The organism is Variovorax sp. CF079 (assembly GCF_900101545.1).
Lineage (GTDB): Bacteria > Pseudomonadota > Gammaproteobacteria > Burkholderiales > Burkholderiaceae_C > Variovorax.
In genome coordinates this window covers 184,671-207,392 of sequence record NZ_FMZU01000014.1, presented here as the reverse complement: position 1 = coordinate 207,392, position 22,722 = coordinate 184,671, and the positions used below count along the sequence as shown (strand labels likewise).

The following is a 22,722-nucleotide window of genomic DNA, read 5'->3' as shown; positions in this document are numbered from 1 at the left end:
GCCAGCACGCTGCTGCGCCGGGTGTGCTTTCACTACACGCCCAAGCACGCAAGTTGGCTCAACATGGCAGAGATCGAGATCGGCATCCTCACGCGTCAATGCCTGAACCGTCGCCTCCCCAGCCAGCAACTTTTGCGACGCGAAGTCGATGCTTGGCAAGCAGATCGAAACGCGCTGCGCCGAACCATCGAGTGGAAGTTCACTCGACAGGACGCAGATCACAAGCTCGGGCGTCACTACGTTTCGGAACTTACGTGTTGATGTACTAGTTCGGAGAAGCAGATGCGGCAAGCGATCGCCGCGCTGGGGTCTGATGCGCGCGCTGCGCTCGCCAAACGACCGCTTCCAAAGTGGATTTGTCCTCGATCAGAAAATTGCCACGGACCGCTTTATGCGACCGGCGTCTCGGTGGCCCAGAGCCAAACGGCAGCAGCCAGTCTAGAGCGCTCGTTGAAGCTGGCTCGACGGCCCAACAAGCCCAGATCGCCGAAGTTCACCGAGGCCCACGGCCCTTGAGATAACCACCGACATCCGCGAAGCAACTGGCTGTCATATCGACGTGGCCATCATCACTCACGAGCACCAGGACCGTGTCAACGCGGCCGAAAGGCGGAGGCGGGCCACTCAGCGGGAACGACTGCCGCGTAGCGCCAGGAGGCCGCCGGCACTGATCAGCACGATGCCGATGCCCGACGCCGCATCGGGCGTCTCGTCCCACCCGAGGTACCCCATCAGAAGCGCCCAGAGCAGGATGCTGTAGCGAAATGGCGCGACGACCGAGAGATCGACGTCGCGGCAGGCGGCGATCAGCGCGTAGTTACCCAGCGCCGCGCACAGGGCGGCCAGCGCGAGACCCAGCGTTTGCGCGGGCTGCAGCGGTTGCCAGGTCTCCCGCAGGCCGAGCGCGAAACCGCCAGCGCACGAGGCCACCGTCGCCGCGAGGGTGATGAGGACCGAAGGAACACCCGGGGGCATGGCGCGCGTGGCCAGGTCCCTTGCCGCCAGGCCGGCAGCGCAGGCGAGAGAGAACACGATGCCCCAGTTCGCCACGCTCGCCTGCGAGAAGGGTCTGGCGATCAGCAGCACGCCGGCCAAACCGGTCACTGTCGCGAAGATGCGACCGGCTTGCGGCGCCTCCCATCCGAGCGCCATCGCGCACACGGCAATCAGCAAGGGCGACACCATCATGATGGCCGTGACGATGGATAGCGGAGTCAGCGAGAGAGCGGCGACGGAGGCCATGGCGGTCGCCACCTCCAGCACCGATCGGACGGCGACCATCGGCTGCAGCAGTTGCCGCCATCGCGGCAGCATGCCGGCGCGACGGGCGAGCACCAGGACCATCGCCGTGGCAAACAGGCCGCGGACGGCCAGCACCTGCCCATGCGGGTGGTGCGCCAGCGTGAATTTCAGGCAGGCGTCGTTGAGCACGTAGCACGCCATCGCCCCGAGCATCAGGAAGACGCCGCGGCGATTGGCGGAAGGGTCAGCCATCGCTGTCGTGCGGCGTTGGATCCCCGGCACTGCGAGAAGCGCGCGTGCCCGGCGCGCCGGCCTCTTGCAGCACATCCTGCTGGGCCCGCGCCTTCAGGACGATCTCCTCGACTTCGGCGTCCGGATCGGACATTGCGATGATGGCGCCGCCGGAGCCGATCGAGACGCGGCCGTTCGCACTCACGATGGTGCGGATCACGATGTTGAGCTTCGCGCTGCCGTTGAGCGACAGAAAGCCGATGCTGCCGGAATAGATGCCCCGTGGCGACCCTTCGATCTCGTCGAGGATCCTCATCGTCCGGATCTTGGGCGCCCCGGTCATGGAGCCGCCGGGGAAGGCGGCGTGGACGCAGTCGATCGCACTCACGTCGTACCGCAACTGGCCCCGGATGGTGCTGACCAGCTGGTGGACCGTCGCGAAGGTCTCGATCTGGAACAGGCGCGGCACGTGCACGCTGCCAACCTTGCAGACCCGGTTGAGATCATTGCGCAGGAGGTCGACGATCATGAGGTTCTCGGCGCGGCTTTTTTCGTCGTTGGCGAGGGTTGCCGCGATGGCGGCGTCCTCCTGCGGCGTCGCGCCGCGGCGCGCGGTGCCTTTGATCGGCCTGGACTCGACCGTGCCGTCCGGCTCGATGTTCAGGAACAGTTCGGGCGAGGCGCACAGGACCGCCAGGCCGGGCGTTTTCAGGAAGGCGGCGTAAGGCGCAGGATTGCGCTTGCGCAGCGTGCAATAGACGTCCAGGGCGTCGATCTGGCCGGCGCCCTCCAGCTGGTTGGTCAGGCAGACTTCGTAGGTCTCGCCATCGAGGATGTTCTCCTGGCATCTCGCGATGCGGCGTCGGTAGTCGGGCAGATCGATGCGCCATGCGAGCGCGTCCGCAATTCGGGCAGCGCCGTCAGATGGTGCAGCGTCCGATGGCACCGGATTGGAGAGGGTCCTTTGCATTTCATTCATCCAGGCCTCGCTGGCCAGGGAATGCGGTTCGCGATCGATGCAGACGATCCAGGTCTGTTGCTCGCCGTGATCGATAGCGACAAAGCGACGAACCCGCATCCACATCGCGTCCGGCGTGGACGCGTCGTGGGCGTGGTTGCCGCCCAGTTCGCCCTTGAGCTCGTAGCCGAAATAGCCCACGTAGCCGCCGGCAAAGTCGAAGGGCAATGACGCTCCGCCAGGCGGCACAACGTTGGTTTCCTGCTTGAGGAAATCGAAGATGCTCTGGATGCGCGTTTCGATGTGCGCTTCGTGGTGGATATCGATCTGCCTGTCACGCGACCGGTAGGTGATCACCTGCGCGTCCGGTCCGCCCGCATCGCCCATGTACGAATAGCGCGCGTTCTGGCCGTCCGCGTCGCTGCTGTCCAGCCAGAAGGCGGCCGCGTTGCCGGCGAAGCGGTGGCGGAAAAGCGCTTCGGCGTCTGGATAGCTTTCAAGGCATCGCGCGCGAATGATCAGCGTGTCGTTCTGCTGCAGCGGCATGCCGTGTCCAAGTTGCGGCCACCTGGGCGATGCCGAGGGGCCGTGGACGGCAACTGCGCGGGCTTGCCACTGCTCGGTGAGCTCCCTGAAGTTGCGCAGCAGGCGCGCCCCGTACTCGGTGCAGATCGATTCCGGATGGAACTGCACGCCCCACCAGGGTTTCGACGTGTGCCGCAGGGCCATCAGGGTGCCGTCGAAGGTCCACGCCAGCGGCTCGAGCTGCTCGGGCAGCCCGGTCACTGCCAGCGAGTGGTATCGGACTGCATCGAACTGTTCCGGGATTCCCCGGAACAAGCCGCTTCCGGAGTGGCGGACGCGGTCGAGGCGTCCATGCATCGGCCGTACGGCGCGGGCCACGTTCGCACCGCAGAAGTGGGCCATGGCCTGGTGCCCGAGGCAGACACCCAGTACCGGTACCCTGGCGTGCCGGAGCACGTCGGCCGAGACCCCCAGGTCCGAAGGGCGTTGCGGTCTTCCGGGCCCCGGCGAGATGACGATGTTGTCGAACTCGAGTTCGGCGATCTGGGGCCACGACATTTCATCGTTCGTGATGACGCGCGGCGGCTGCGCGTTGGTCGCGGCGAGGTACTGGTAGAGGTTGTGGGTGAACGAATCGTAGTTGTCGATCAGCAGTGTGCGCATCGTGGATCCCTTTGCACTTTAGGCGTGCGGATCCATCGTTGACGACGCGCAGAGTTGTGCCAACTACCAGAACAGGTAGGCATGCTTGAAGGTTGAGCACCTGGTACCACTTGGGCGCGCAGATCGCTCCTGCTCATAGGATTACAGACCCGAAACGGGTTGGTTAGCGGGGCCGAGGTGTTTGTGGAGGGCCGGTTGCGATCAACACGCTGGACCGGGCGCGATGGCAGCCAGCGACGCGGCTTTGAAATTCTGGTGGACGAGTTGAAGGTGATCAGTGGTGCGCCGCGAAGAGATCGCGTGGTACTGGCAGCGAAGGGCTTGTCGTCGATTGAGAAGCTGCTCAGGGATCGCGCCAGCGGCAGGAGGCGCGATGTGTCCCTCGCCGACTTGTCGGGGATGCTCGGAAGTGTGCGCGAGTCTCTTGAGCAAGAGGCAGCGGGCGAGCGTTTGTGACCGACACGCTTGGCCTGCCCCAGGCGTCTAAAGTCATACCGAGCGTGGACAGCGCATCATGACCTGGATGGGTATTCCGGCGCATCGTGACCGCCCGTTCCGGGCCATCGTGACAGGGCATTCCGGTCGAACGCGCAGCTACATGCCGCCGCCGTCGGCGTAACGCTCGCCGATCGTGGCACCCTTGTGCTTCAGCTGCCTCACGAACGTGTCTGTCAGCATCGCTGCTCCTTGGCTTGTCGGTACGGCGTGTCGGTACCTGATGTCGGGACCAGCGCAGGTACCTGCAAAAGTACCGACAAAGTACCAACATGGCCTGCTATGCCGTGGATTGGCTTGAGGCAAAGAAAAACCCGCTTTCCCTTGAAGAGATGCGGGTTCGGAGACTGATTGAAGCCTGATGAAACTGGCTGATGGCCTGCCCGGAGGGGATCGAACCCCCGACAACCTGCTTAGAAGGCAGGTGCTCTATCCAACTGAGCTACGGGCAGATGGGGGCCGATTTTACGGTGGCGTCCCCGGCGTCGGCGCCGGACGACAAGGGCTCTGGCCTTTGCCTGAGGCCGGGGCGTGTCGCGAAGAGCGAATGTGGAAGCTCCTCATGGAGTTCAATATGAGCAACGACGCCACCCAACCCGCTTCGTCACGCCACCCGACCCTCGACGAGGAACCCGAGATCGGCTTCGAAGAATCGATCCCTTCGGACGGCAAGGACCCGGTGGGCGAAAAGATGATCGATGAGCTCGATCAGGCCAAACCCGATCGGACCGAGCCCAAGAAGGAACCGCCGCCCGAACCGATGCCGGAGCAGTTGCCTGTGAGCTGAGGCGGAAGAAAGATAGTTGGTCGGGGCGAAAGGATTCGAACCTTCGACCCTCTGGTCCCAAACCAGATGCGCTACCAGGCTGCGCTACGCCCCGACGAAGCCTGCGATTCTAGCCTGTGCGAAGCAGGCCTTTCTCAGCGCTTCGCGTATTGCGTCTTGCCAAAGAGGATTTCGCGCTCCTTGTCGCCGGTGATCGGCGTGCGCAGCTCGGCCAGCACCTTGACGCCGCGCTGCACCGCGGGCCGGGCAGCGATGCCCTCGAACCACTTCTTCAGGTGTGGGAACTCGGTGAGCACGATGCCCTGGTTCTCCCAGCTGCGCAGCCACGGGAAGATGGCGATGTCGGCGATCGAGTAGGTTTCGCCGGCGACGAACCGGTGGCTGGCCAGCTGCTTGTCGATCACGCCGTAGAGGCGCCGCGCCTCGTTGCTGTAGCGGTCGATGGCGTAGGCGATCTTCTCGGGCGCGTACATGCGGAAGTGATGCGCCTGGCCCAGCATCGGGCCGACGCCGCCCATCTGGAACATGAGCCACTGCAGCACCTCGTAGCGTGCGCGCTCGCCTTCGGGAAGAAACTGGCCGGTCTTGCCGGCCAGGTAGACCAGGATCGCGCCGGATTCGAACAGTGAGATCGGCTTGCCGTCCGGGCCCTCGGGATCGGTGATGGCCGGGATCTTGTTGTTGGGGCTGATCTTGAGAAAGCCGGCTTCGAACTGGTCGCCCTTGCCGATGTTGACCGGGTGCGCGCGGTAGGGGAGGCCGCACTCCTCCAGCATGATGTGAATCTTGTGGCCATTGGGCGTGGGCCAGGAATAAATGTCGATGGGAGCTTGAGACATGGACTGCGTTCCAGAGGAAAGAGACAGGGCCGGCCAGCATAGCGGCCGGTGGCTTTTCCTGCAGAACGCGGCCTGTTCCGGCCTCAGGCGGCCACGGCGCTCGGTGCCAGGTGCTTGTGGATCAGCGCGACCACGGCGGCGCCTTCGCCGATCGCGCCGCCCACGCGCTTGACCGAACCGGAGCGCACGTCCCCCACGGCGAACACGCCGGCGACGCTGGTTTCCAGCGCAGCCGCGGGCCTGGCAGGAAATCCCCCGCGCGCCGCTTCCCCGGTCAACACGAAGCCATGCTTGTCGACCGAGACGCCGCAGCCCTCGAGCCAGTCCGTTTCCGGCACCGCGCCTATGAAGAGGAAGATATTGCGCGTCGGGCACTGCTCTTCGTCGCCGGTGCGACGGCAGCGCCAGGTGGCCCCGTTCAATCCCGAGGCCGGGTCGCCGTGCAGGCTCACCAGCTCGGTATGCGGATGCAGCTCGATGTTGGGCGTGGCCTCGATGCGGTCGATCAGGTAGCGCGACATGGTGGCTGCGAGCGAAGGGCCGCGCACCAGCACATTGACCTTGGCGGCATGCTGCGACAGGAACACCGCGGCCTGGCCGGCCGAATTGCCGCCGCCGACCAGTGCCACCTCCTGCTGTGCGCACAGCTTGGCCTCCAGCGCCGAGGCCCAGAACCAGATGCCGCGGCCTTCGAATTCGGCCAGGCGCGGCACCTCGGGGCGGCGGTAGCGCGCGCCGCTGGCGATCACGACGGTTCGGGAACGCAGGCGCCGGCCATCGGTGAGCTGGACCGTGAGCTCTCCCTTGGTATCGGCTTCGCTGCAGTCCATGGAGGCGACCTCGGCCGGGATCAGCATCTCGACGCCGAATTTCTGCGCCTGAACGAAGGCGCGGCCGGCGAGCGCGCCGCCGGAGATGCCGGTCGGAAAGCCCAGGTAGTTCTCGATGCGCGCGCTCGCGCCCGCCTGGCCGCCGAAGGAACGGCAATCGACCACGATCACGCGCAAGCCTTCGGATGCGGCGTAGACGGCGGTCGCGAGGCCGGCGGGGCCGGCGCCGACCACCACCACGTCGAAAAGCTCGTCGTGGTCGATGGTGTCGACCATGCCGAGGCAGCGCGCGAGTGCGTTGTCGGTCGGATTGACCACGACGGCACCGTCGGGACAGACCACGAGCAGTTCCGCCTCGCCGTACTGTTCGAGCAGTGCCGCCGCATCCGCGTCCTGCGTCGCGTCGACCACGTTGTAGGGATGGCCGTTGCGGCGCAGGAAGTTCTGCAGCCGCAGCAGCGCGGCCGACTGCGGCGGTCCGATCAGCACCGGCCCGCTGCTGCCCGATTCGATCAGGGCCACCCGGCGCAGGATCATCGCGCGGACCAGCCGTTCCCCGAGGTCGGCCTCGGCGATGATCAGCGCGCGCAGCTGCTCGGGCGGCACCAGCAGAGTCTCTACATCGTCCTCGGCGTGGCCGTCAACCAGGGCAGGGCGGCCGGAGAGTTGGGCGATCTCCGCCAGAAACTGACCCGGGCCCTGGCGTTCGATGGGCACCACGCGCCCGAGCCCGTCGCGCTGGGTGATCGCCACGATGCCGCGCAGTACGACGAACATCCCCGGGCCGGGCTCGCCGGCCCGGAAGAGGCAGTCCCCGCGCGCGTAGTGCCGCACGCTGCCGAAGCGCCTGATGCGCTCGATGCAGGCGGCGCCCAGCACGGGAAACATCTGATGACGGCGGGTCTCGACCTCGACCCTGACTTGGACTTCGGCGGCCATGAAAGAACTCCAGTTGGCGAAACGTCGGGATTAGACGCCGAAAGCAGGCGCCAATGGTTGCAAGTCACGCAACTGCCATCGGATTGACACGCGTGTTTCACCGCTGTCTCACAGACTCCGTGCGCAGAAAGGGTCTCGCATGAAAGAACTGCCCACGCCGACGTTTCCGTTCTCGCAGCTGGGACTGCGCGCCGCCCTGTGGCCGGCGCCGAACCCGGCCCGCGCACCGGCTTCGATTCCTGCAGTACCGGCTGCGGCAACCCCTGCCGCCGCCACCGAAGCCGGCGGCATCAGCGTGACCTGGGCACGGCACCAGGACGACGTCCGCGCGGCCCAGCGCCTGCGCTACGAGGTGTTTGCGGGCGAGATGGGTGCCCGCCTCACGACCCCGCTGGAAGGCCACGACATCGACCTGTTCGACGACTTCTGCGAGCACCTGCTGGTGCGCGAGCTGGCGACGAACCAGGTGATCGGCACCTACCGCGTGCTGACGCCGGCCCAGGCCCGGCGCATCGGCAGCACCTACAGCGACACCGAATTCGATCTGACGCGGCTGCGCGACTTGCGCGAACGCATGGTCGAGCTGGGCCGCAGCTGCGTCCATGCGGACCATCGCCAGGGCGGCGTGATCCTCGCTCTCTGGGGTGCGCTGGCCGGTTTCATGAACCGCAACAAGCTCGACACCATGATCGGCTGCGCCAGCATCCCGATGTGGCACAACGGCGTGACCAGCGGCGATGCGGCGGCCAGCATCTGGCGCCAGCTCTCGGCCACCCATATGGCACCGATCCAGTACCACGTGCAGCCGCGGCTGCCGTTGCCGGTGCATCGGCTCGACGGCGAACTCCAGATCGAGCCGCCTGCGCTGATCAAGGGCTATCTGCGGCTCGGCGCCAAGGTTCTGGGCCCGCCGGCCTGGGATCCGGACTTCAATACCGCCGACCTTCCGATGCTGATGCGCATCGAGGACCTGCCGGCGCGCTATCGAAAACACTTCCTGGGCAATTAAGACAGCACGGGAATGTCGTCATACAGTTGTCATGCAACTGTCACAACGGCGGTTGACACTGTCATGATTCCGTCTGCATACACTCCCGTGCCGGTTTCTCCAGAATCATTTTCCTTGTCGCCAGTCCTTTCCGACAGCGTGCCTGTCGCCGCTGAGCCGTCGTTGGCGCTGCTCGATCGCGACCACAGCATCCTGGCCTTCAACGAGCGGGTGCTCGACTGGGCCTACCGCCCCGAAGTGCCGCTGATCGAGCGCCTGCGCTACCTGTGCATCGTGTCGTCCAACCTCGACGAATTCTTCGAGGTCCGGACGGCGCCGCACCTGATCGCCAATGCCGCGGGCGACCACAAGGGCAACTACACCGTGGAGTCCTTCGAGCGCCTGGCCGAGGTGGCGCATGCGCTGGTGGGGCGGCAGTACGCGCTCTACAACGACGAGCTGATGCCGACCTTCGCGAGCCAGGGCATCCACATCATCTCGCACGGCGAGCGCAACCCGGCGCAGCGCAAATGGGTGCACGACTACTATGAGCGCGAGGTCCAGCCGCTCTTGATTCCGGTGGGGCTGGATCCAGCGCATCCCTTTCCCCAGGTCGCTAACAAGTCGCTCAACTTCATCGTTCGCCTCTCCGGCAAGGACGCTTTCGGGCGCGAAAATCCGATCGCCATCGTCAAGGTGCCGCGCGTGCTGCCGCGCCTGATCCGCATGCCGGCCAAGGTGTCGGGCGGCAAGACGCTGTTCGTCGCGCTGTCGAGCATCGTGCGGGCCCACCTGTCCAGCATGTTTCCGGGGCGCGAAGTCGGCGAATTCTCCCAGTTCCGCGTGACGCGCCACTCCGACCTGGCGGTGGACGAGGAAGACGTCAAGAACCTGCGCACGGCACTGCGCCAGGGCCTGCAGCATCGCCACTACGGCCAGGCCGTCCGGCTCGAGGTCTCGGCCAGTTGCGCCGAGTCGCTGGCGAGCTTCCTTCTGGCGCAATTCAACCTGCCGCCGCAGGCGCTGTACCGCGTGCACGGTCCGGTCAACCTGGCCCGGCTGACGCAGCTGATCGACCTGCTGGAGGAGCCGCAGCTGCGCTTTCCGCCTTACCAGGCGTCCTACCCGGTGATGCTGACGCCGGGGCAGTCCTTCTTCGAGCGGCTGCAGCAGGGCGATGCCCTGATCCACCAGCCTTTCGAGAGCTTCGACGGCGTGTTGGCCTTCCTGCGCGAAGCGGTGCAGGACCCGCAGGTGCTCGCCATCAAGCAGACCATCTACCGCACCGGCACCGATTCCGAGCTCATGGACCTGCTGCGCGAGGCGGTTCGCCGCGGCAAGGAAGTCACGGTGGTGGTGGAGCTCAAGGCGCGTTTCGACGAGGAGGCCAACATCAACTGGGCCGAGATGCTCGAATCGATCGGCGTCCAGGTCGTCTACGGCGTGGTCGGCCTGAAGACGCACGCCAAGATGCTGCTGGTGACGCGCCGCGAGGGCAAGCAGATGCGCCGCTACGGCCATCTGTCGACCGGCAACTACAACCCCCGCACGGCCAAGCTCTACACCGACATCAGCCACCTGACCGCCGACCCCTTGCTGACCGCCGACATGGAGGCGGTGTTCGTGCACATGGCCAGCCAGAGCCGGCTGCCCAAGCTCCATCGCATGTGGATGGCACCCTTCGACCTGCACCGCAACATGATCGCCCAGGTCGATGCGCTCGCTGCCGCGGCGGCCGCCGGCGAGCCTGCACGCATCGTTGCCAAGATGAACGCGCTGACCGACGAGGCCCTGATCGCCGCGCTGGTGAACGCCGGCCAAAAGGGCGTGAAGATCGACCTGATCGTGCGCGGCGGCTGCACCTTGCCGGCGTGCGTGCCGGGCTTGACCGACAACATCCGCGTGCGCTCGGTGATCGGACGCTTCCTCGAGCATTCGCGCGTCTTCTATTTCCGCCGGGGCGACGACGAATCCCTGTACCTGTCGAGCGCCGACTGGATGAACCGCAACATGCTGCGCCGCATCGAGCTGGCCTGGCCGGTGACCGATCCGGCGCTGCGCCAGCGGCTCATCGACGAATGCCTGGTGGCTTACCTGCACGACGGGCGGGATGCCTGGGATCTCGGCGCCGACGGTGCCTATCGCCGCGTCGATCTGCAGCCGGGCGCGGATGGCGCCGTCGTTCGCACCGTCGAGGCCCATGGCGCGCAGACCGCGCTGATGGTCCGCTACGCATCGCGAGGTCGCAGCCGCGCTGCCTCTCGGGAATGACGCAACAAGCCATGGATCTGATTTTTTGGCGCCATGCCGAGGCCGAGGACTGGACCGAGGGCGGCGACGACCTGCAGCGCTCGCTGACCCAGCGCGGCGAGAAACAGGCCAAGCGCATGGCGGCCTGGCTCGATCGGCAACTACCCGAGGGCACGCGCATCGTCTGCAGCCCGGCACGCCGCTGCGAGCAGACCGCGCTCGCACTAGGACGCAAGTACAAGCTGCGCAGCGAACTCGCGCCCGACACCACGGCGGATGCACTGCTGGCCGCGGCCGGATGGCCCAACGGCAAATCCGTGGTGCTGCTGATCGGGCATCAGCCCTCGCTCGGCGAAGCCATTTCGCTGCTGCTCGGCCTCAAGCACGACAGCTGCCCGGTGCGCAAGGGGGCCGTCTGGTGGATCCGCACCCGCGAGCGCGACGGCGACGTGCAGACCGTGGTGGTCACGGTGCAGTCGCCCGAACTGCTCTAGGCGTCAGCAGCCCTTCAGCTCGAGCCGCCAGGCGGCCTTCTGCCAGGCCAGCACTTCCTCGCGCAGCAGGTGCGCGGATTGGGGGTAGGTCTCGGACCAGCCCGCACGGCACGCGATGGCGAAAAGCTGGCTGTTCGCTCGCCCCAGGCGCAGCCCCTCCAGATCCGGATCGCGTCGCGCATGGCACAGGATCACGGCCAGGCGCAGCGCCAGCAGTTGCGCGACGAAGGTCTCGTCGTTCAGAGAGGCCTCGATCTTGCGCAGCTTGCCGCGATGACCGAGCACCAACTGGCTCAACCAGTGCATCTCGTTCACCGCGAAGCCCGGCGCGTCGGCGTTGTCCAGGATGTAGGCGCCGTGCTTGTGGTACTCGCTGTGCGAAATCTGGGCGCCGATCTCGTGCAGCTGGGCGGCCCAGCCGATCTTGCGCAGTGCTCGTCCGGCGCGGCTGGTGGTGCTGCCGCCGCGCGCGGCCGGCTCGAGCTGCAGGAACAGCGCAGCGGCGGTCTCGCTGACGCGCCGGACCTGCGCGGCATCGACCGCGAACCGGTTGGCCAGGCGCGCCACGGTGCTGGCGCGCAGATCGGCGACGCTCTCGTCGCGCTCGAGCAGCTCGTAGAGCACGCCATGGCGCAAGGCGCCCTGGGCCACCTTCATTTCCTCGATCTCGAGCAGGTCGAACACGGCGCGCAGCACGCTGACGCCGCCGCCGATCACGGCCTTGCGGTCCTCCCGCATGCCTTCGATGCGCAGGCGATCGGCGTTGCCGGCCTTGAGCAACCGGTCGACCAGCCAATCGAGCCCGTCGCGCGTGATCAGCCCCGGCTCGCCGCCGGCGGCCGCGAGCACATCGCCCACCGCGCCGATGGTGCCCGAGGCGCCGTAGGCCACGTCCCAGCGGTCCGGCACGTAGGTGGCGAGCGCGTCGTCCAGCACCGCCTTGGCGGCGATCTCGGCCGCCTTGAAGGCTGCGGTCGTGAACTGGCCTTCGGGGAAATGCTTCATCGACCATGCGACGCTGCCGACCCGGTACGACTCCATCACCTCGGCCTTCAGGCCTTGGCCGATGATCATCTCGGTGGAGCGGCCGCCGATGTCCACCACCAGGCGGCGCTCCCGGTTCGAGGCGTCGGTGTGGGGCACCAGGTGCGCCACGCCTTGATAGATCAGGCGGGCCTCTTCGCGGCCCGTGATGACATCGATGCCGAAGCCCAGAATGGTGCGCGCCCGCAGCAGGAATTCTTCGCGGTTGCGGGCTTCGCGCAGGGTCTGGGTGGCCACCGCGCGAACTTGCGAGCGCTTGAAGCCCGCCAGCCGCTCGCCGAAGCGGGCCAGCGCGTCCCAGCCGCGCTGCATCGCCTCCGGCGTGAGGTTGCGGGCGCTGTCGAGGCCGTTGCCTTGGCGAACGGTTTCCTTCAGGTACTCGGCGCGGTGGATCTGGCCGTGGTCGACCTGGCCGATCTCGAGCCTGAAGCTGTTCGACCCGAGATCGACCGCAGCGAGGCGGGTTCCGTTTTGCATGGTGAGGAGGAGATGGCGGGCCCCGATCGTAGCGTTTCGGCCGGCGCTGCCGCGCCAAGAGGGTGCCGCAACGAGCGCTCAAGGCTAGGCGTGGCGCATGACGATTGTGTGACAGCGTCACAGAGCGCAGGCCCCTGCGATGGGCGATTTCCCTCTGGAAAAGGGTGTCACACCGGTGTCACACAAGCTTCCTAGAGTCCCTGCCAAGCCCCCTGGAAGGGGTCCTCTGCACATCCAAAAGGAAGCTTCATGAAGATGACGTTCAAGTTTGCTGCCGCCGGCTTCGTCGCCGCGGCCCTGGCGCATGCTCCCGCTTTTGCACAAGAAGCCACCGGCGCCGGCGCAAGCTTCCCGGCCCCGCTGTATTCGAAGTGGGCCTCGGATTTCAACAAGGCCACCGGTGCCAAGATCAACTACCAGTCGGTCGGTTCCGGCGCCGGCATCAAGCAGATCGATGCCAAGACAGTCGATTTCGGCGCTTCCGACATGCCGCTGACCGACGACGACCTGAAGGCCAAGGGCCTGGTGCAGTTCCCCACCGTGATCGGTGGCGTGATTCCGGTGGTCAACATCCAGGGCATCAAGCCCGGCGAGCTCAAGCTCAACGGCCAGGTTCTCGGCGACATCTACCTCGGCAAGATCACCAAGTGGAACGATCCCGCGATCAAGGCGCTGAACGGCTCGCTGGCGCTGCCCGATGCGGCCATCGCACCGGTGCGCCGCGCCGACGGCTCGGGCACCACCTTCTTGTTCACCAACTACCTGAGCAAGGCCAACCCCGACTGGAAGGCCAAGGTCGGCGACGGCACGGCCGTCAACTGGCCCATCGGCGCGGGCGGCAAGGGCAACGAGGGCGTTGCGCAGTTCGTCAGCAAGCTGCCCAACTCGATCGGCTACGTCGAGTACGCCTACGTCAAGCAGAACAAGATGAAGTACGCCCAGATGCAGAATGCCTCCGGCAGCCTTGTTTCGCCGGACGATGACGCCTTCAAGGCCGCCGCTGCCGGCGCTGACTGGTCCAAGACCTTCTACCAGGTGCTGACCAACCAGCCCGGCAAGGACGCTTGGCCGATCACCGGCGCGACCTTCATCCTGATGCACAAGTCGCAGGACAAGCCGGCGCAGGCCACGACCACGCTCAAGTTCTTCGACTGGGCCTACAAGAACGGCGACAAGACCGCCGGCGACCTCGACTACGTGCCGATGCCTGACAAGGTGAAGGGCGTGATCGCGAACGCCTGGGGCGAGATCAAGGACGCGTCGGGCAAGCCCGTCGCCTTCAAGTAAAGCGGACCGGCGCGTATGAGCACTCCGCTCGAGCACGCGCCGCTTTCGGAGCGACCTGTGTCATCCACTTTTCCCGCTGCTTCCACCTCGCTCGAGCTTCCGGCCGAGCGTGACCGTGCGACCTCGAGCCCGCCGCCGGCCAAGAGGCCGCGCACCGGTGCCGCCACCGACCGCCTGTTCGGCTGGGCCGCCAAGGGCGCCGCGCTGCTGACCCTGGCGATGCTGATCGGCATCCTGCTGTCGCTGCTGGCCGGCGCCTGGCCCGCCATCTCGAAGTTCGGCTTGGGTTTCCTCACCAGCAGCGTGTGGGACCCGGTGCAGAACGAGTACGGCGGGCTGGTGATGATCTACGGGACGCTGGCCACCTCGCTGATCGCACTCGTGATCGCGGTGCCGGTGAGCTTCGGCATCGCGCTCTTCCTGACCGAGATGTCGCCGGCCTGGCTGAAGCGGCCGCTCGGCACAGCCATCGAGCTGCTGGCAGCCGTGCCCTCGATCGTCTACGGCATGTGGGGCTTGCTGGTGTTCGGGCCGATCCTGTCGACCTTCGTGCAGCAGCCGCTGCAGAAACTGTTCGACGGGGTTCCTTACCTCGGCGCGCTGGTGTCCGGCCCGCCTGTGGGCATCGGTATTCTGTCGGCCGGCATCATCCTCGCGATCATGATCATCCCGTTCATCGCCTCGGTGATGCGCGACGTGTTCGAAGTGACGCCGCCGCTGCTCAAGGAGTCGGCCTATGGCCTCGGCTCCACGACCTGGGAGGTGGTCTCCAAGGTGGTGCTGCCCTACACCAAGGCCGGCGTCATCGGCGGCATCATGCTCGGCCTCGGCCGGGCGCTGGGCGAAACGATGGCCGTTACCTTCGTGATCGGCAATACGAACCAGCTCAACTCGCTCTCGGTCTTCGAAGCCGCCAACAGCATCACTTCGGTGCTGGCCAACGAATTCGCCGAAGCCGGCGAGGGCCTGCACCAGGCTTCTCTGATGTACCTGGGCCTGGTGCTGTTCTTCATCACCTTCGTGGTGCTGTCGCTGTCCAAGATCCTGCTGCAGCAGATGAAGAAGAGCGAAGGAACCAAGTCATGAGCACCGCCGAACGCCTGCTGAGCGCCAAGGCGCTCGACGAAACGCGGGCGGCGAAGTTCGCCAGCCGCAAGCGCGTCAACTTCATCGCGCTCACGCTGTCACTCGCCGCGATGGCCTTCGGCGTGTTCTGGCTGATCTGGATCCTCTGGGAAACGCTGCGCCTGGGTGTGGGCGGCCTGGCGCTGGCCACCTTCACCGAAATGACGCCGCCGCCGAATGAATCGGGCGGCATTGCCAACGCGATCTTCGGCTCGCTCGTGATGGTGGCCCTCGCCACCTTCGTGGGCACGCCGATCGGCATCATGGCCGGCATCCACCTGGCCGAGTACAACCCCAAGAGCTGGCTCTCGAACGTCGTCCGCTTCGTCAACGACATCTTGCTGTCGGCGCCGTCGATCGTGATCGGCCTGTTCGTCTATGCGGTGGTGGTGGCGCGCTTCAAGTCCTTCTCGGGCCTGGCCGGCGCGCTGTCGCTGGCGCTGATCGTGATTCCGGTCGTGATCCGCACCACCGAGAACATGCTGCAGCTGATCCCGGCCGGCCTGCGCGAAGCGGCCTATGCGCTGGGCACGCCGAAATGGAAGGTCATCCTGAGCATCACGCTGCGCGCCGCGCGCGCCGGGGTGGTCACGGGCGTCCTGCTGGCGGTGGCGCGCATCGCGGGCGAAACCGCGCCGCTCCTGTTCACCGCGCTCAGCAACCAGTTCTGGACCTCGGACGTGACGCAGCCGATGGCCAGCCTGCCGGTGACCATCTTCAAGTTCGCGATGAGCCCGTACGAGAACTGGCAGCAACTCGCCTGGGCCGGCGTGTTCCTGATCACCGTTGCAGTGCTCGGCCTAAATATCCTCGCGCGGATCCTGACGCGCAACAAACTCTGAACATCATGCCAACCACCATCGCTGCACAGCCGTCGCGCGCCAAGATCTCGGTCAAGGATCTGAACTTCTATTACGGCAAGTTCCATGCGCTCAAGAGCATCAACCTCGAGATTCCCGAGAACAAGGTGACGGCCTTCATCGGGCCGTCGGGCTGCGGCAAGTCGACCTTGCTGCGCACCTTCAACCGTATGTTCGAGCTCTATCCGGAGCAGCGCGCCGAGGGTGTCATCGCGCTGGACGGGGAAAACCTGCTGACCTCCAAGCAGGACGTGGCGCTGATCCGCGCCAAGGTCGGCATGGTTTTCCAGAAGCCGACGCCGTTTCCGATGTCGATCTACGACAACATCGCCTTCGGCGTGAAGCTGTTCGAGAACCTGAGCGCCTCCGAGATGGACGACCGCGTCGAATGGGCGCTCAAGAAGGCCGCGCTCTGGACCGAGGTGCGCGACAAGCTGCAGCAAAGCGGCTCGGGCCTCTCCGGCGGCCAGCAGCAGCGCCTGTGCATTGCGCGCGGCATCGCGATCAAGCCCGAGGTGCTGCTGCTCGACGAGCCGTGCTCGGCGCTCGATCCGATCTCCACGGCGAAAATCGAGGAGTTGATCGCCGAGCTGAAAAGCGAGTACACCGTCGTTATCGTGACCCACAACATGCAACAGGCGGCGCGCTGCAGCGACTACACCGCCTACATGTACCTCGGCGACCTGATCGAATTCGGCGCGACGGAAGAGCTGTTCTTCAAGCCGAAGCGCAAGGAAACCGAGGACTACATCACCGGCCGTTTCGGTTAAACGTTACGGATAAAGGAAGCACCATGACGGAAAAACATCTCTCCAGCCAGTTCGACAGCGAACTCAACGCCGTCTCCTCGCGCGTGATGGAGCTCGGCGGCATGGTCGAGTCCCAGATCCATCAGGCCGTCTATTCGCTGTCGCAGTTCGATTCCGAGGCGGCCGACCGCGTGATGGAAACCGAGCACCGCGTCAACGCGATGGAAATCGAGATCGACCGCGAGCTGTCCTCGATCATCGCGCGGCGCCAGCCGACGGCGCGCGATCTGCGCCTCTTGATCGCGATCTCGAAGACCACCGCCAACCTGGAGCGCGTGGGCGACGAGGCCAACAAGATCGCGCGCATGGTCAAGTCGATCATCGAAAGCGGTTCGGCGCGCGCCCTGCCTTCCACCGAGCTGCGCATCGCAGCCGATCTGGCCTCGGGCCTGCTGCGCAAGGCGCTCGACGCCTTCGCGCGCCTGGACACGGCCGCGGCGCTGTCGATCCTGAAGGACGACGACCTGATCGACAAGGAATTCGACGGCTTCGTGCGCAAGCTGGTCACCTACATGATGGAAGACCCGCGCACCATCTCGGCGAGCCTCGACCTGCTGTTCCTGGCCAAGGCGATCGAGCGCATTGGCGATCATGCGAAGAACATCGCCGAGTTCATCATCTACATCGTCAAGGGCGCCGACGTGCGGCACACTTCGATGCAGGAAATCGAAAGCGCACTTCAATAGATGAAGAAGCCACGCGTCCTGATCGTCGAAGACGAGTCCTCGATCGCCGAGCTGATCGCCGTCAACCTGCGCCACAACGGCTTCGAGCCGATCTGGGCCGAGGATGGCGCGGCAGCGCAGCGCGAGCTCGATGCCTTCCTGCCCGACCTGGTGCTGCTCGACTGGATGCTGCCGGGCCAGAGCGGCCTGCAGCTGGCGCGCCAGTGGCGCAAGGACCCGCGCACCAAGTCGATGCCGATCCTCATGCTGACCGCGCGCGGCGACGAGCCCGACAAGGTGGCCGGGCTGGACGCGGGCGCCGACGACTACATCACCAAGCCCTTCTCGACGCAGGAGATGCTGGCCCGCATTCGTGCCGTGCTGCGCCGCCGTGCGCCCGAGGCCGTCACCGAGCGCGTCGAGATCGGCGAACTCGTGCTCGACACCGCGACGCACCGCGTGACATGGCAGGGCACGCTGCTGAAGGTGGGCCCGACCGAGTTCAAGCTGCTCGGCTACCTGATGCAGCATGCCGAGCGCGTGCACAGCCGCGCGCAGCTGCTGGACAAGGTGTGGGGCGATCATGTCTACATCGAAGAGCGGACGGTCGACGTGCACGTGAAGCGTCTGCGCGAATCGCTCGGCCTGGCGGCGCCGATGGTCGAGACCGTGCGCGGCGCGGGCTATCGCCTGACGGCCCAAGCGACGGTTTGAGGGCGCGCTGGGCCAGGGCCCGGCGGGATAATGGGCCGGAATGCCGTTTCGTATCGCAACTTTTCTGATGGCCTCCTTGATCGGGGGCACTGCTGCCGCGGTGCCTTTCGGCTGGCGCTTTTTGTGGTTGGGCGCATGGCTCGGGGCGGTGCTGTGGCTGGTGCTCGACGCCTGGCGCGCGCAGCAGCTGTTGCATGTGTTGCGCAACGACGCGACGGGCCTGCCGTCGCGCGGCCCCGGCGTCTGGGGCGAACTGGCCGAACGCATCCGCAAGCTGCTGCGCACGCGGGAGCAGCAGGCCCGGCAGGCCGAAGACCGTCTGCAGGAGTTTCTGGCCGCGATCCAGGCTTCTCCCAACGGCGTGGTGCTGCTCGACGAACAGGGGCGCATCGAATGGTGCAACCAGACGGCCGCCGGGCAGTTCGGCATCGACGCCGATCGCGACCTGCTGCAGCACCTCGCGAACCTGGTGCGCGATCCGGCGTTCGTGGCCTATCTCGCCTCCTGGAACTACAGCCGCGACGTGGTGATCGACGCGCCGTCGCAAGTCGGAATGCATCGCGGCCATCCGGTCCGACTGTCGGTGCAGGTCCATCCCTATGCCGGCAATCGCCGCATGCTGCTCACGCGCGACATCACCTCGCTGGAGCAGGCTGAGGCCATGCGGCGCGATTTCGTCGCCAACGTCTCGCACGAGATCCGCACGCCGCTCACCGTGCTCGCCGGGTTCGTCGAGACCTTGCAGAACCTGCCGCTCGATGCCGAGGAGCGCGCCCGCTATCTGGCGCTCATGGGCCAGCAGTCGCACCGCATGGAGACACTGGTCAACGACCTGCTGACCCTGTCGCGCCTCGAAGGCAGCGCGGCGCCGCCGGCCACCCGCTGGACCCGCGTGCGGGCGCTGATGGCGCAGTGCGAGGACGAGGGCCGGGGCCTGTCGAGCCGGCTGGCATCGCAGGGCCATCGCCTGTCCTTCTCGGTGGAGGTCGATTCCGAGATCGCCGGCGCCCCGACCGAGCTGCAGAGCGCGATGTCGAACCTGCTGAGCAATGCCATCCGCTACACGCCCGGCGGCGGCGAGGTGGCGGTGAGCTGGCGCCTCCTGCCCGACGGCCGGGGCGAATACGCGGTGCGCGACAGCGGGCCGGGGATCGCGGCCGAGCACATTCCGCGGCTGACCGAGCGCTTCTACCGCATCGATCGCAGCCGCTCGCGCGAAACCGGCGGCACCGGGCTCGGCCTGGCGATCGTGAAGCACGTCGCGCAGCGCCATGGTGCCGAGCTGCGCATCGAGAGCGCGGTGGGCAAGGGCTCGCGCTTCGCGCTCGTGTTCCCGGTCACGCGCCTGCGGCAGACGGCCGCGCTCAGCGCCGTCGCCTGAGTGTCGACCCGAGCAGCGCGAGAAACAGCGCCGCGGTGAGCGCCAGGGCCAGCGCGCTCATGAGCCAGAACGCCAGCGGCGACTGCATGGCGGGCCAGGGCCCGATGCCGCGATAGGCCAGCAGATAACTGCCGCCGAGCCCCACGCCCCAGAGCAGCGCGCAGTAGAGGACCAGCGGCATCACCGTGACCCGGTAACAGCGCAGCACGAAGACGCACAGCGTCTGCAGCGCATCCACGAAATGGTAGGCCGCCGTGGCCAGCAACAGCGTGGCGCCGAGCGCCACCACGGCGGGATTGCCGGAATAGACCTCGGACAATTGCCATCGCAGCGTTGCCATGGCCATTGCGAACAGCAGCGCGCAGACAACTGTCAGCTCGAAGCCTTTGACGCATGCGCGGCGCGCCAGCGCGGCGTCGCCGGCGCCGAGCCAAAAGCTCACGCGTGCGCTGGTGGCGATGGCGAGCGACAGGGGCACCATGTAGGCGACGGCCGTGAGATTCGACGCAATCTGGTGGGCCGCCGATGCGGCCGTGCCCAGGCGCGCGATGAACAGCGCCATCAGCGTGAAGGAGGTCACCTCGACCAGCACCGCCAGTCCAGCCGGGATGCCGAGCCGGGCGAACTGGCCGATCTGGCGCCAGTCGGGCGCCTCGATGCGCCGCCAGAAGCGGTACTCGCGGTAAAGGGGCTGGCTGCGCAGCAGCCAGATCGCGCAGGCGAGCATCGCCCAGTTCACCACCAGCGTGGCCCAGCCGCAGCCCACCAGGCCCATCGCAGGCCAGCCGGCGCCGCCGAAGGTGAACCAGATCGACAGCGGCAGCTTCAGGCACAGCGAGCCCAGCTGCAGCCAAGTCACGAGCTGGGGCTTGCCCAGGCTCTGGTTCAGCGTGCTGAACAGGCGAAACAGCAGTGCCGGGGGCAGGGCGAAGGCGAGTACGCACAGGTAGGCTTCGACGTCGGCGCGCATGGCCAGCGGCACCTCGGCCCAGCGCAGCAGCGGCGTGGGGTACAGCAGCACCGCCATGCCGAGCACGATGGCGAGGCCGCACAGGTAGAGCGACTGCCGCACCGAGCGGCCGACCTCGGCCGTGCGCTTCGCGCCGTGCAGCTCGGCCCACACCGGAAGCAGGGCCTGCAGCATGCCGATCAGCGAGACGAAGACGCTGATGAAGATCGCCGAGCCCACCGAGAGCGCCGCGAGCGCGCCTTCGGCATAGCGGCCGGCGACGATGGTGTCGGTGACGCCGAAAGCCATCACCGCCAGCTGGCCGACCAGCACGGTTGCGGCGTGCCGTGCGATCACCCGCCGTTCGCTCGTCAAGGATTGATTCTTTGGTAGAGCAGCAGGTCGTCGCTCGCGCTGGTCGGGCGGCGCAGCGTGCCGATGAAGCGCCAGCCTTCGAGGTTCACGATCTTGTGCAGGCGCCCGATCGCCTCCGGGCTCGCCAGCAGCCAGGGGCAGGTCTGGGACCCGGTCAGCGGCTGCAGGTTGAACTGGCCGTGATGGCGCAGCGCCGCGATGTGGGGCCGGCTCAGCGCGATCTCGGAGATGCATACCGGCTGGCCGACCCGTTCCGAAATGGCGCGCACCTGGGGCACATAGCTGCGCGCGTAGTCGAGCACCGGCAGCCACAGCGTCATCAGCAGCATCCAGCACAGCGCCGCGCCGCCGCCCGGCAGTACCAGCGTCTTCCAGAGTGCCGCCCGATGCCGGCCGGTACGCCAGCGGACGAGCCAGGCCCAGGCCAGCGTCGCGGCCAGTGCGAACACGAAGGCGACCGCCGAGAACTCGGGCACGAAGCCGGGCGCCAGTTTCGCCACGTTGGCTGCCGTCTTGGAGGGCACGCCGGTCTGCATCGCGACCCAGATCACCCAGATGATGATCGCCGAGCCGCTGAAGAAAAGCAGCGTGAACCAGTCGATCAGCGCCGCGACGCTGCGCCTGAAGGTCGGCAGTGCAAAGGCCGCCAGCGTCGCGAAGGCGGGCAAGGCCAGCAGCAGCGAGCGCTCGGAAAAACTGGTGGTCCAGGTCGCGGCCAGCGGCACCAGCGCAAACCACAAGGGCAGCGCGACATGGCGAGCCGTAAGCTGCCGGCGCCAGCGCCACAGCGTCCACAGCGCGAGCGGCCAGGCCGGCCAGGTGAACCACAGCAGCAGCTTGGCCTGGCTGCGCAGCTCACCGAAGACGCTGGTTCCGGGCTGACTCCCTGGCAGTTCGATCTTCCATTGCAGAAGGCCCAGCCAGGCGGCCAGCAGCCCGGCCAACACCGTGGCGCCAAAGATCGACGCGATCGCGCCGGTGGAATACGTGGGCTCGTCGTCCGGCGTGGTCTCCGGGCCACGCCGGCGTTCGGCGGCGAGCAAGACCACGCAGCCGATGCCCAGCGCCAGCCCGACGGTCGGCCCGCCACCCAGGGTCATGCCGACGCTGCCGATCACCAGCGCGATCAGGGGGCCGACACGGCGGTAGGGCAGCGCTGCGACGCCATAGAACAGGTGCGAGGTGAAGAAAAGCTGGGCCAGCGCAGGCGTGGTTTCATGCCCCAGCTGGGCGAGCCCGAGGCAGGCGATCAGCGCCAGCAGCGCACCATCCGCGATGGCGCGCGCGTAGTCGGTGGGACGCGCCTCGCCGCCGAAGGCAAAGGCCACCGGCTGCGCCTGTGTCGTGCGGGCGAGGTAGTAGACCGCATACCAGGTCGCCGTGAAAGTGCCCCAGAGCAGGAGGGCGAAGGCGATGCGCACTGCAAGGTCGGGATGCACCCATGACGGTGCGATCTTGATCGCCCAGGCGCCGATCCAGTAGGGGATCAAGGCGGGCGTCTCGGGCCGCAGCCCGAGCAGCATCGGGTCGAACCAGCGCGCCAGGCCCTCGGTGCTGCGCGCCAGTTCGGCCATGTAGCCGAAGGCGGCGATGTCGGCGCTCTTCCAGGGTCCGCGACCCAGCAGGCCGGGCATCAGGTAGGCCGCGCACAGCAGCAGCAGCGCAAGGCGCGGCAGGCGGCGCACGGCGCTCTGTGCAACGATCGCTGGCGTCGGCTGGTTCAACGGAGGGTGAAGTGGTTGGAAGGAAAGAAAAAGGGCAGCGCGGTAAACCGGGCTGCCCTCGACCTGGAAGT

General features: G+C 66.7%; 19 protein-coding genes, 2 tRNA genes and 1 pseudogene. 13 read left to right on the top strand and 9 right to left on the bottom strand.

Features of this window, described 5'->3' with window-relative positions:
* Positions 1-177 (top strand): annotated as a pseudogene (locus BLS74_RS20010) (transposase); the annotation flags it as partial.
* A gap of 447 nt (positions 178-624) precedes the next feature.
* Here the strand turns inward: BLS74_RS20010 and BLS74_RS20005 are convergent.
* Both BLS74_RS20005 and pabB read right to left on the bottom strand, forming a co-directional pair.
* Positions 625-1,494 (bottom strand): DMT family transporter, encoded by an 870-nt coding sequence (locus BLS74_RS20005; RefSeq protein WP_244503934.1) that lies wholly within the window; start codon positions 1,492-1,494, stop codon positions 625-627.
* On the bottom strand, positions 1,487-3,619 hold the full coding sequence (pabB, locus tag BLS74_RS20000; protein WP_093108896.1) for an aminodeoxychorismate synthase component I: 2,133 nt from the start codon (positions 3,617-3,619) through the stop codon (positions 1,487-1,489). The genes BLS74_RS20005 and pabB overlap by 8 nt, the downstream gene beginning before the upstream one ends.
* A gap of 195 nt (positions 3,620-3,814) precedes the next feature.
* Here pabB and BLS74_RS19995 point away from each other — a divergent pair, with 195 nt between their 5' ends.
* Positions 3,815-4,075, top strand: a complete 261-nt coding sequence (locus BLS74_RS19995; protein WP_170855661.1) for a hypothetical protein — start codon at positions 3,815-3,817, stop codon at positions 4,073-4,075.
* Positions 4,076-4,489: 414 nt separating this feature from the next.
* Here the strand turns inward: BLS74_RS19995 and BLS74_RS19990 are convergent.
* Positions 4,490-4,566 (bottom strand) — tRNA-Arg (locus BLS74_RS19990).
* Between the two features lie 122 nt (positions 4,567-4,688).
* On the opposite strand from BLS74_RS19990, the gene BLS74_RS19985 reads away from it, so the two are divergent.
* Positions 4,689-4,901, top strand: coding sequence for a hypothetical protein (locus tag BLS74_RS19985; RefSeq protein WP_093108894.1), 213 nt, complete (start codon positions 4,689-4,691; stop codon positions 4,899-4,901).
* Between the two features lie 17 nt (positions 4,902-4,918).
* On the opposite strand, the gene BLS74_RS19980 is transcribed toward BLS74_RS19985, so the two are convergent.
* From BLS74_RS19980 to BLS74_RS19970, 3 genes are all read right to left on the bottom strand, one after another.
* Positions 4,919-4,995: transfer RNA gene (locus BLS74_RS19980), tRNA-Pro, on the bottom strand.
* Between the two features lie 40 nt (positions 4,996-5,035).
* On the bottom strand, positions 5,036-5,740 hold the full coding sequence (locus BLS74_RS19975; protein ID WP_093108893.1) for a glutathione binding-like protein: 705 nt from the start codon (positions 5,738-5,740) through the stop codon (positions 5,036-5,038).
* An 83-nt stretch (positions 5,741-5,823) separates the two neighbouring features.
* Complete coding sequence (locus BLS74_RS19970; protein WP_093108892.1) at positions 5,824-7,509, bottom strand: FAD-dependent oxidoreductase; 1,686 nt, start codon at positions 7,507-7,509, stop codon at positions 5,824-5,826.
* A 139-nt stretch (positions 7,510-7,648) separates the two neighbouring features.
* Between BLS74_RS19970 and BLS74_RS19965 the strand changes: the two genes are divergently transcribed.
* The 3 genes from BLS74_RS19965 to BLS74_RS19955 all read left to right on the top strand — a co-directional run bounded on the left by BLS74_RS19965 (position 7,649) and on the right by BLS74_RS19955 (position 11,241).
* Positions 7,649-8,518 (top strand): GNAT family N-acetyltransferase, encoded by an 870-nt coding sequence (locus BLS74_RS19965; protein ID WP_093108891.1) that lies wholly within the window; start codon positions 7,649-7,651, stop codon positions 8,516-8,518.
* Positions 8,519-8,581: 63 nt separating this feature from the next.
* Positions 8,582-10,768 carry a polyphosphate kinase 1 gene (ppk1, locus tag BLS74_RS19960; RefSeq protein WP_093108890.1) on the top strand — a complete coding sequence of 729 codons (2,187 nt, stop codon included), beginning with the start codon at positions 8,582-8,584 and terminating at the stop codon, positions 10,766-10,768.
* A gap of 11 nt (positions 10,769-10,779) precedes the next feature.
* Positions 10,780-11,241: a SixA phosphatase family protein gene (locus BLS74_RS19955; RefSeq protein ID WP_093108889.1), complete on the top strand. Its 462-nt coding sequence runs from the start codon at positions 10,780-10,782 to the stop codon at positions 11,239-11,241.
* Positions 11,242-11,244: 3 nt separating this feature from the next.
* Here the strand turns inward: BLS74_RS19955 and BLS74_RS19950 are convergent, their stop codons facing one another.
* Complete coding sequence (locus BLS74_RS19950; RefSeq protein WP_093108888.1) at positions 11,245-12,762, bottom strand: Ppx/GppA phosphatase family protein; 1,518 nt, start codon at positions 12,760-12,762, stop codon at positions 11,245-11,247.
* Between the two features lie 249 nt (positions 12,763-13,011).
* On the opposite strand from BLS74_RS19950, the gene pstS reads away from it, so the two are divergent.
* Genes pstS through phoR form a run of 7 tightly spaced genes read left to right on the top strand, consistent with a single transcriptional unit; the run spans position 13,012 to position 19,603 of the window.
* Positions 13,012-14,049 (top strand): phosphate ABC transporter substrate-binding protein PstS, encoded by a 1,038-nt coding sequence (gene pstS, locus BLS74_RS19945; protein ID WP_093108887.1) that lies wholly within the window; start codon positions 13,012-13,014, stop codon positions 14,047-14,049.
* A 15-nt stretch (positions 14,050-14,064) separates the two neighbouring features.
* Positions 14,065-15,135 carry a phosphate ABC transporter permease subunit PstC gene (gene pstC / locus BLS74_RS19940; protein ID WP_093108886.1) on the top strand — a complete coding sequence of 357 codons (1,071 nt, stop codon included), beginning with the start codon at positions 14,065-14,067 and terminating at the stop codon, positions 15,133-15,135.
* Positions 15,132-16,016 carry a phosphate ABC transporter permease PstA gene (gene pstA, locus BLS74_RS19935; RefSeq protein WP_093108885.1) on the top strand — a complete coding sequence of 295 codons (885 nt, stop codon included), beginning with the start codon at positions 15,132-15,134 and terminating at the stop codon, positions 16,014-16,016. The genes pstC and pstA overlap by 4 nt, the downstream gene beginning before the upstream one ends.
* Before the next feature lie 5 nt (positions 16,017-16,021).
* Positions 16,022-16,804, top strand: a complete 783-nt coding sequence (gene pstB, locus BLS74_RS19930) for a phosphate ABC transporter ATP-binding protein PstB (RefSeq protein ID WP_093108884.1) — start codon at positions 16,022-16,024, stop codon at positions 16,802-16,804.
* 23 nt (positions 16,805-16,827) lie between these two features.
* A complete protein-coding gene (gene phoU, locus BLS74_RS19925; protein ID WP_093108883.1) occupies positions 16,828-17,529 on the top strand; it encodes a phosphate signaling complex protein PhoU in 702 nt (233 codons plus the stop codon).
* A complete protein-coding gene (gene phoB, locus BLS74_RS19920) occupies positions 17,530-18,222 on the top strand; it encodes a phosphate regulon transcriptional regulator PhoB (protein WP_093108882.1) in 693 nt (230 codons plus the stop codon). It abuts the gene before it with no gap.
* 40 nt (positions 18,223-18,262) lie between these two features.
* Positions 18,263-19,603, top strand: a complete 1,341-nt coding sequence (gene phoR, locus BLS74_RS19915) for a phosphate regulon sensor histidine kinase PhoR (protein ID WP_093108881.1) — start codon at positions 18,263-18,265, stop codon at positions 19,601-19,603.
* On the opposite strand, the gene BLS74_RS19910 is transcribed toward phoR, so the two are convergent.
* The gene (locus BLS74_RS19910) at positions 19,587-20,927 is read right to left on the bottom strand and encodes an MATE family efflux transporter (protein WP_093108880.1); all 1,341 of its coding nucleotides are present in this window, start codon (positions 20,925-20,927) and stop codon (positions 19,587-19,589) included. The genes phoR and BLS74_RS19910 overlap by 17 nt on opposite strands.
* The gene (locus tag BLS74_RS19905; protein ID WP_093108879.1) at positions 20,924-22,651 is read right to left on the bottom strand and encodes a hypothetical protein; all 1,728 of its coding nucleotides are present in this window, start codon (positions 22,649-22,651) and stop codon (positions 20,924-20,926) included. The genes BLS74_RS19910 and BLS74_RS19905 overlap by 4 nt, the downstream gene beginning before the upstream one ends.
* Positions 22,652-22,722: the final 71 nt, after the last annotated feature.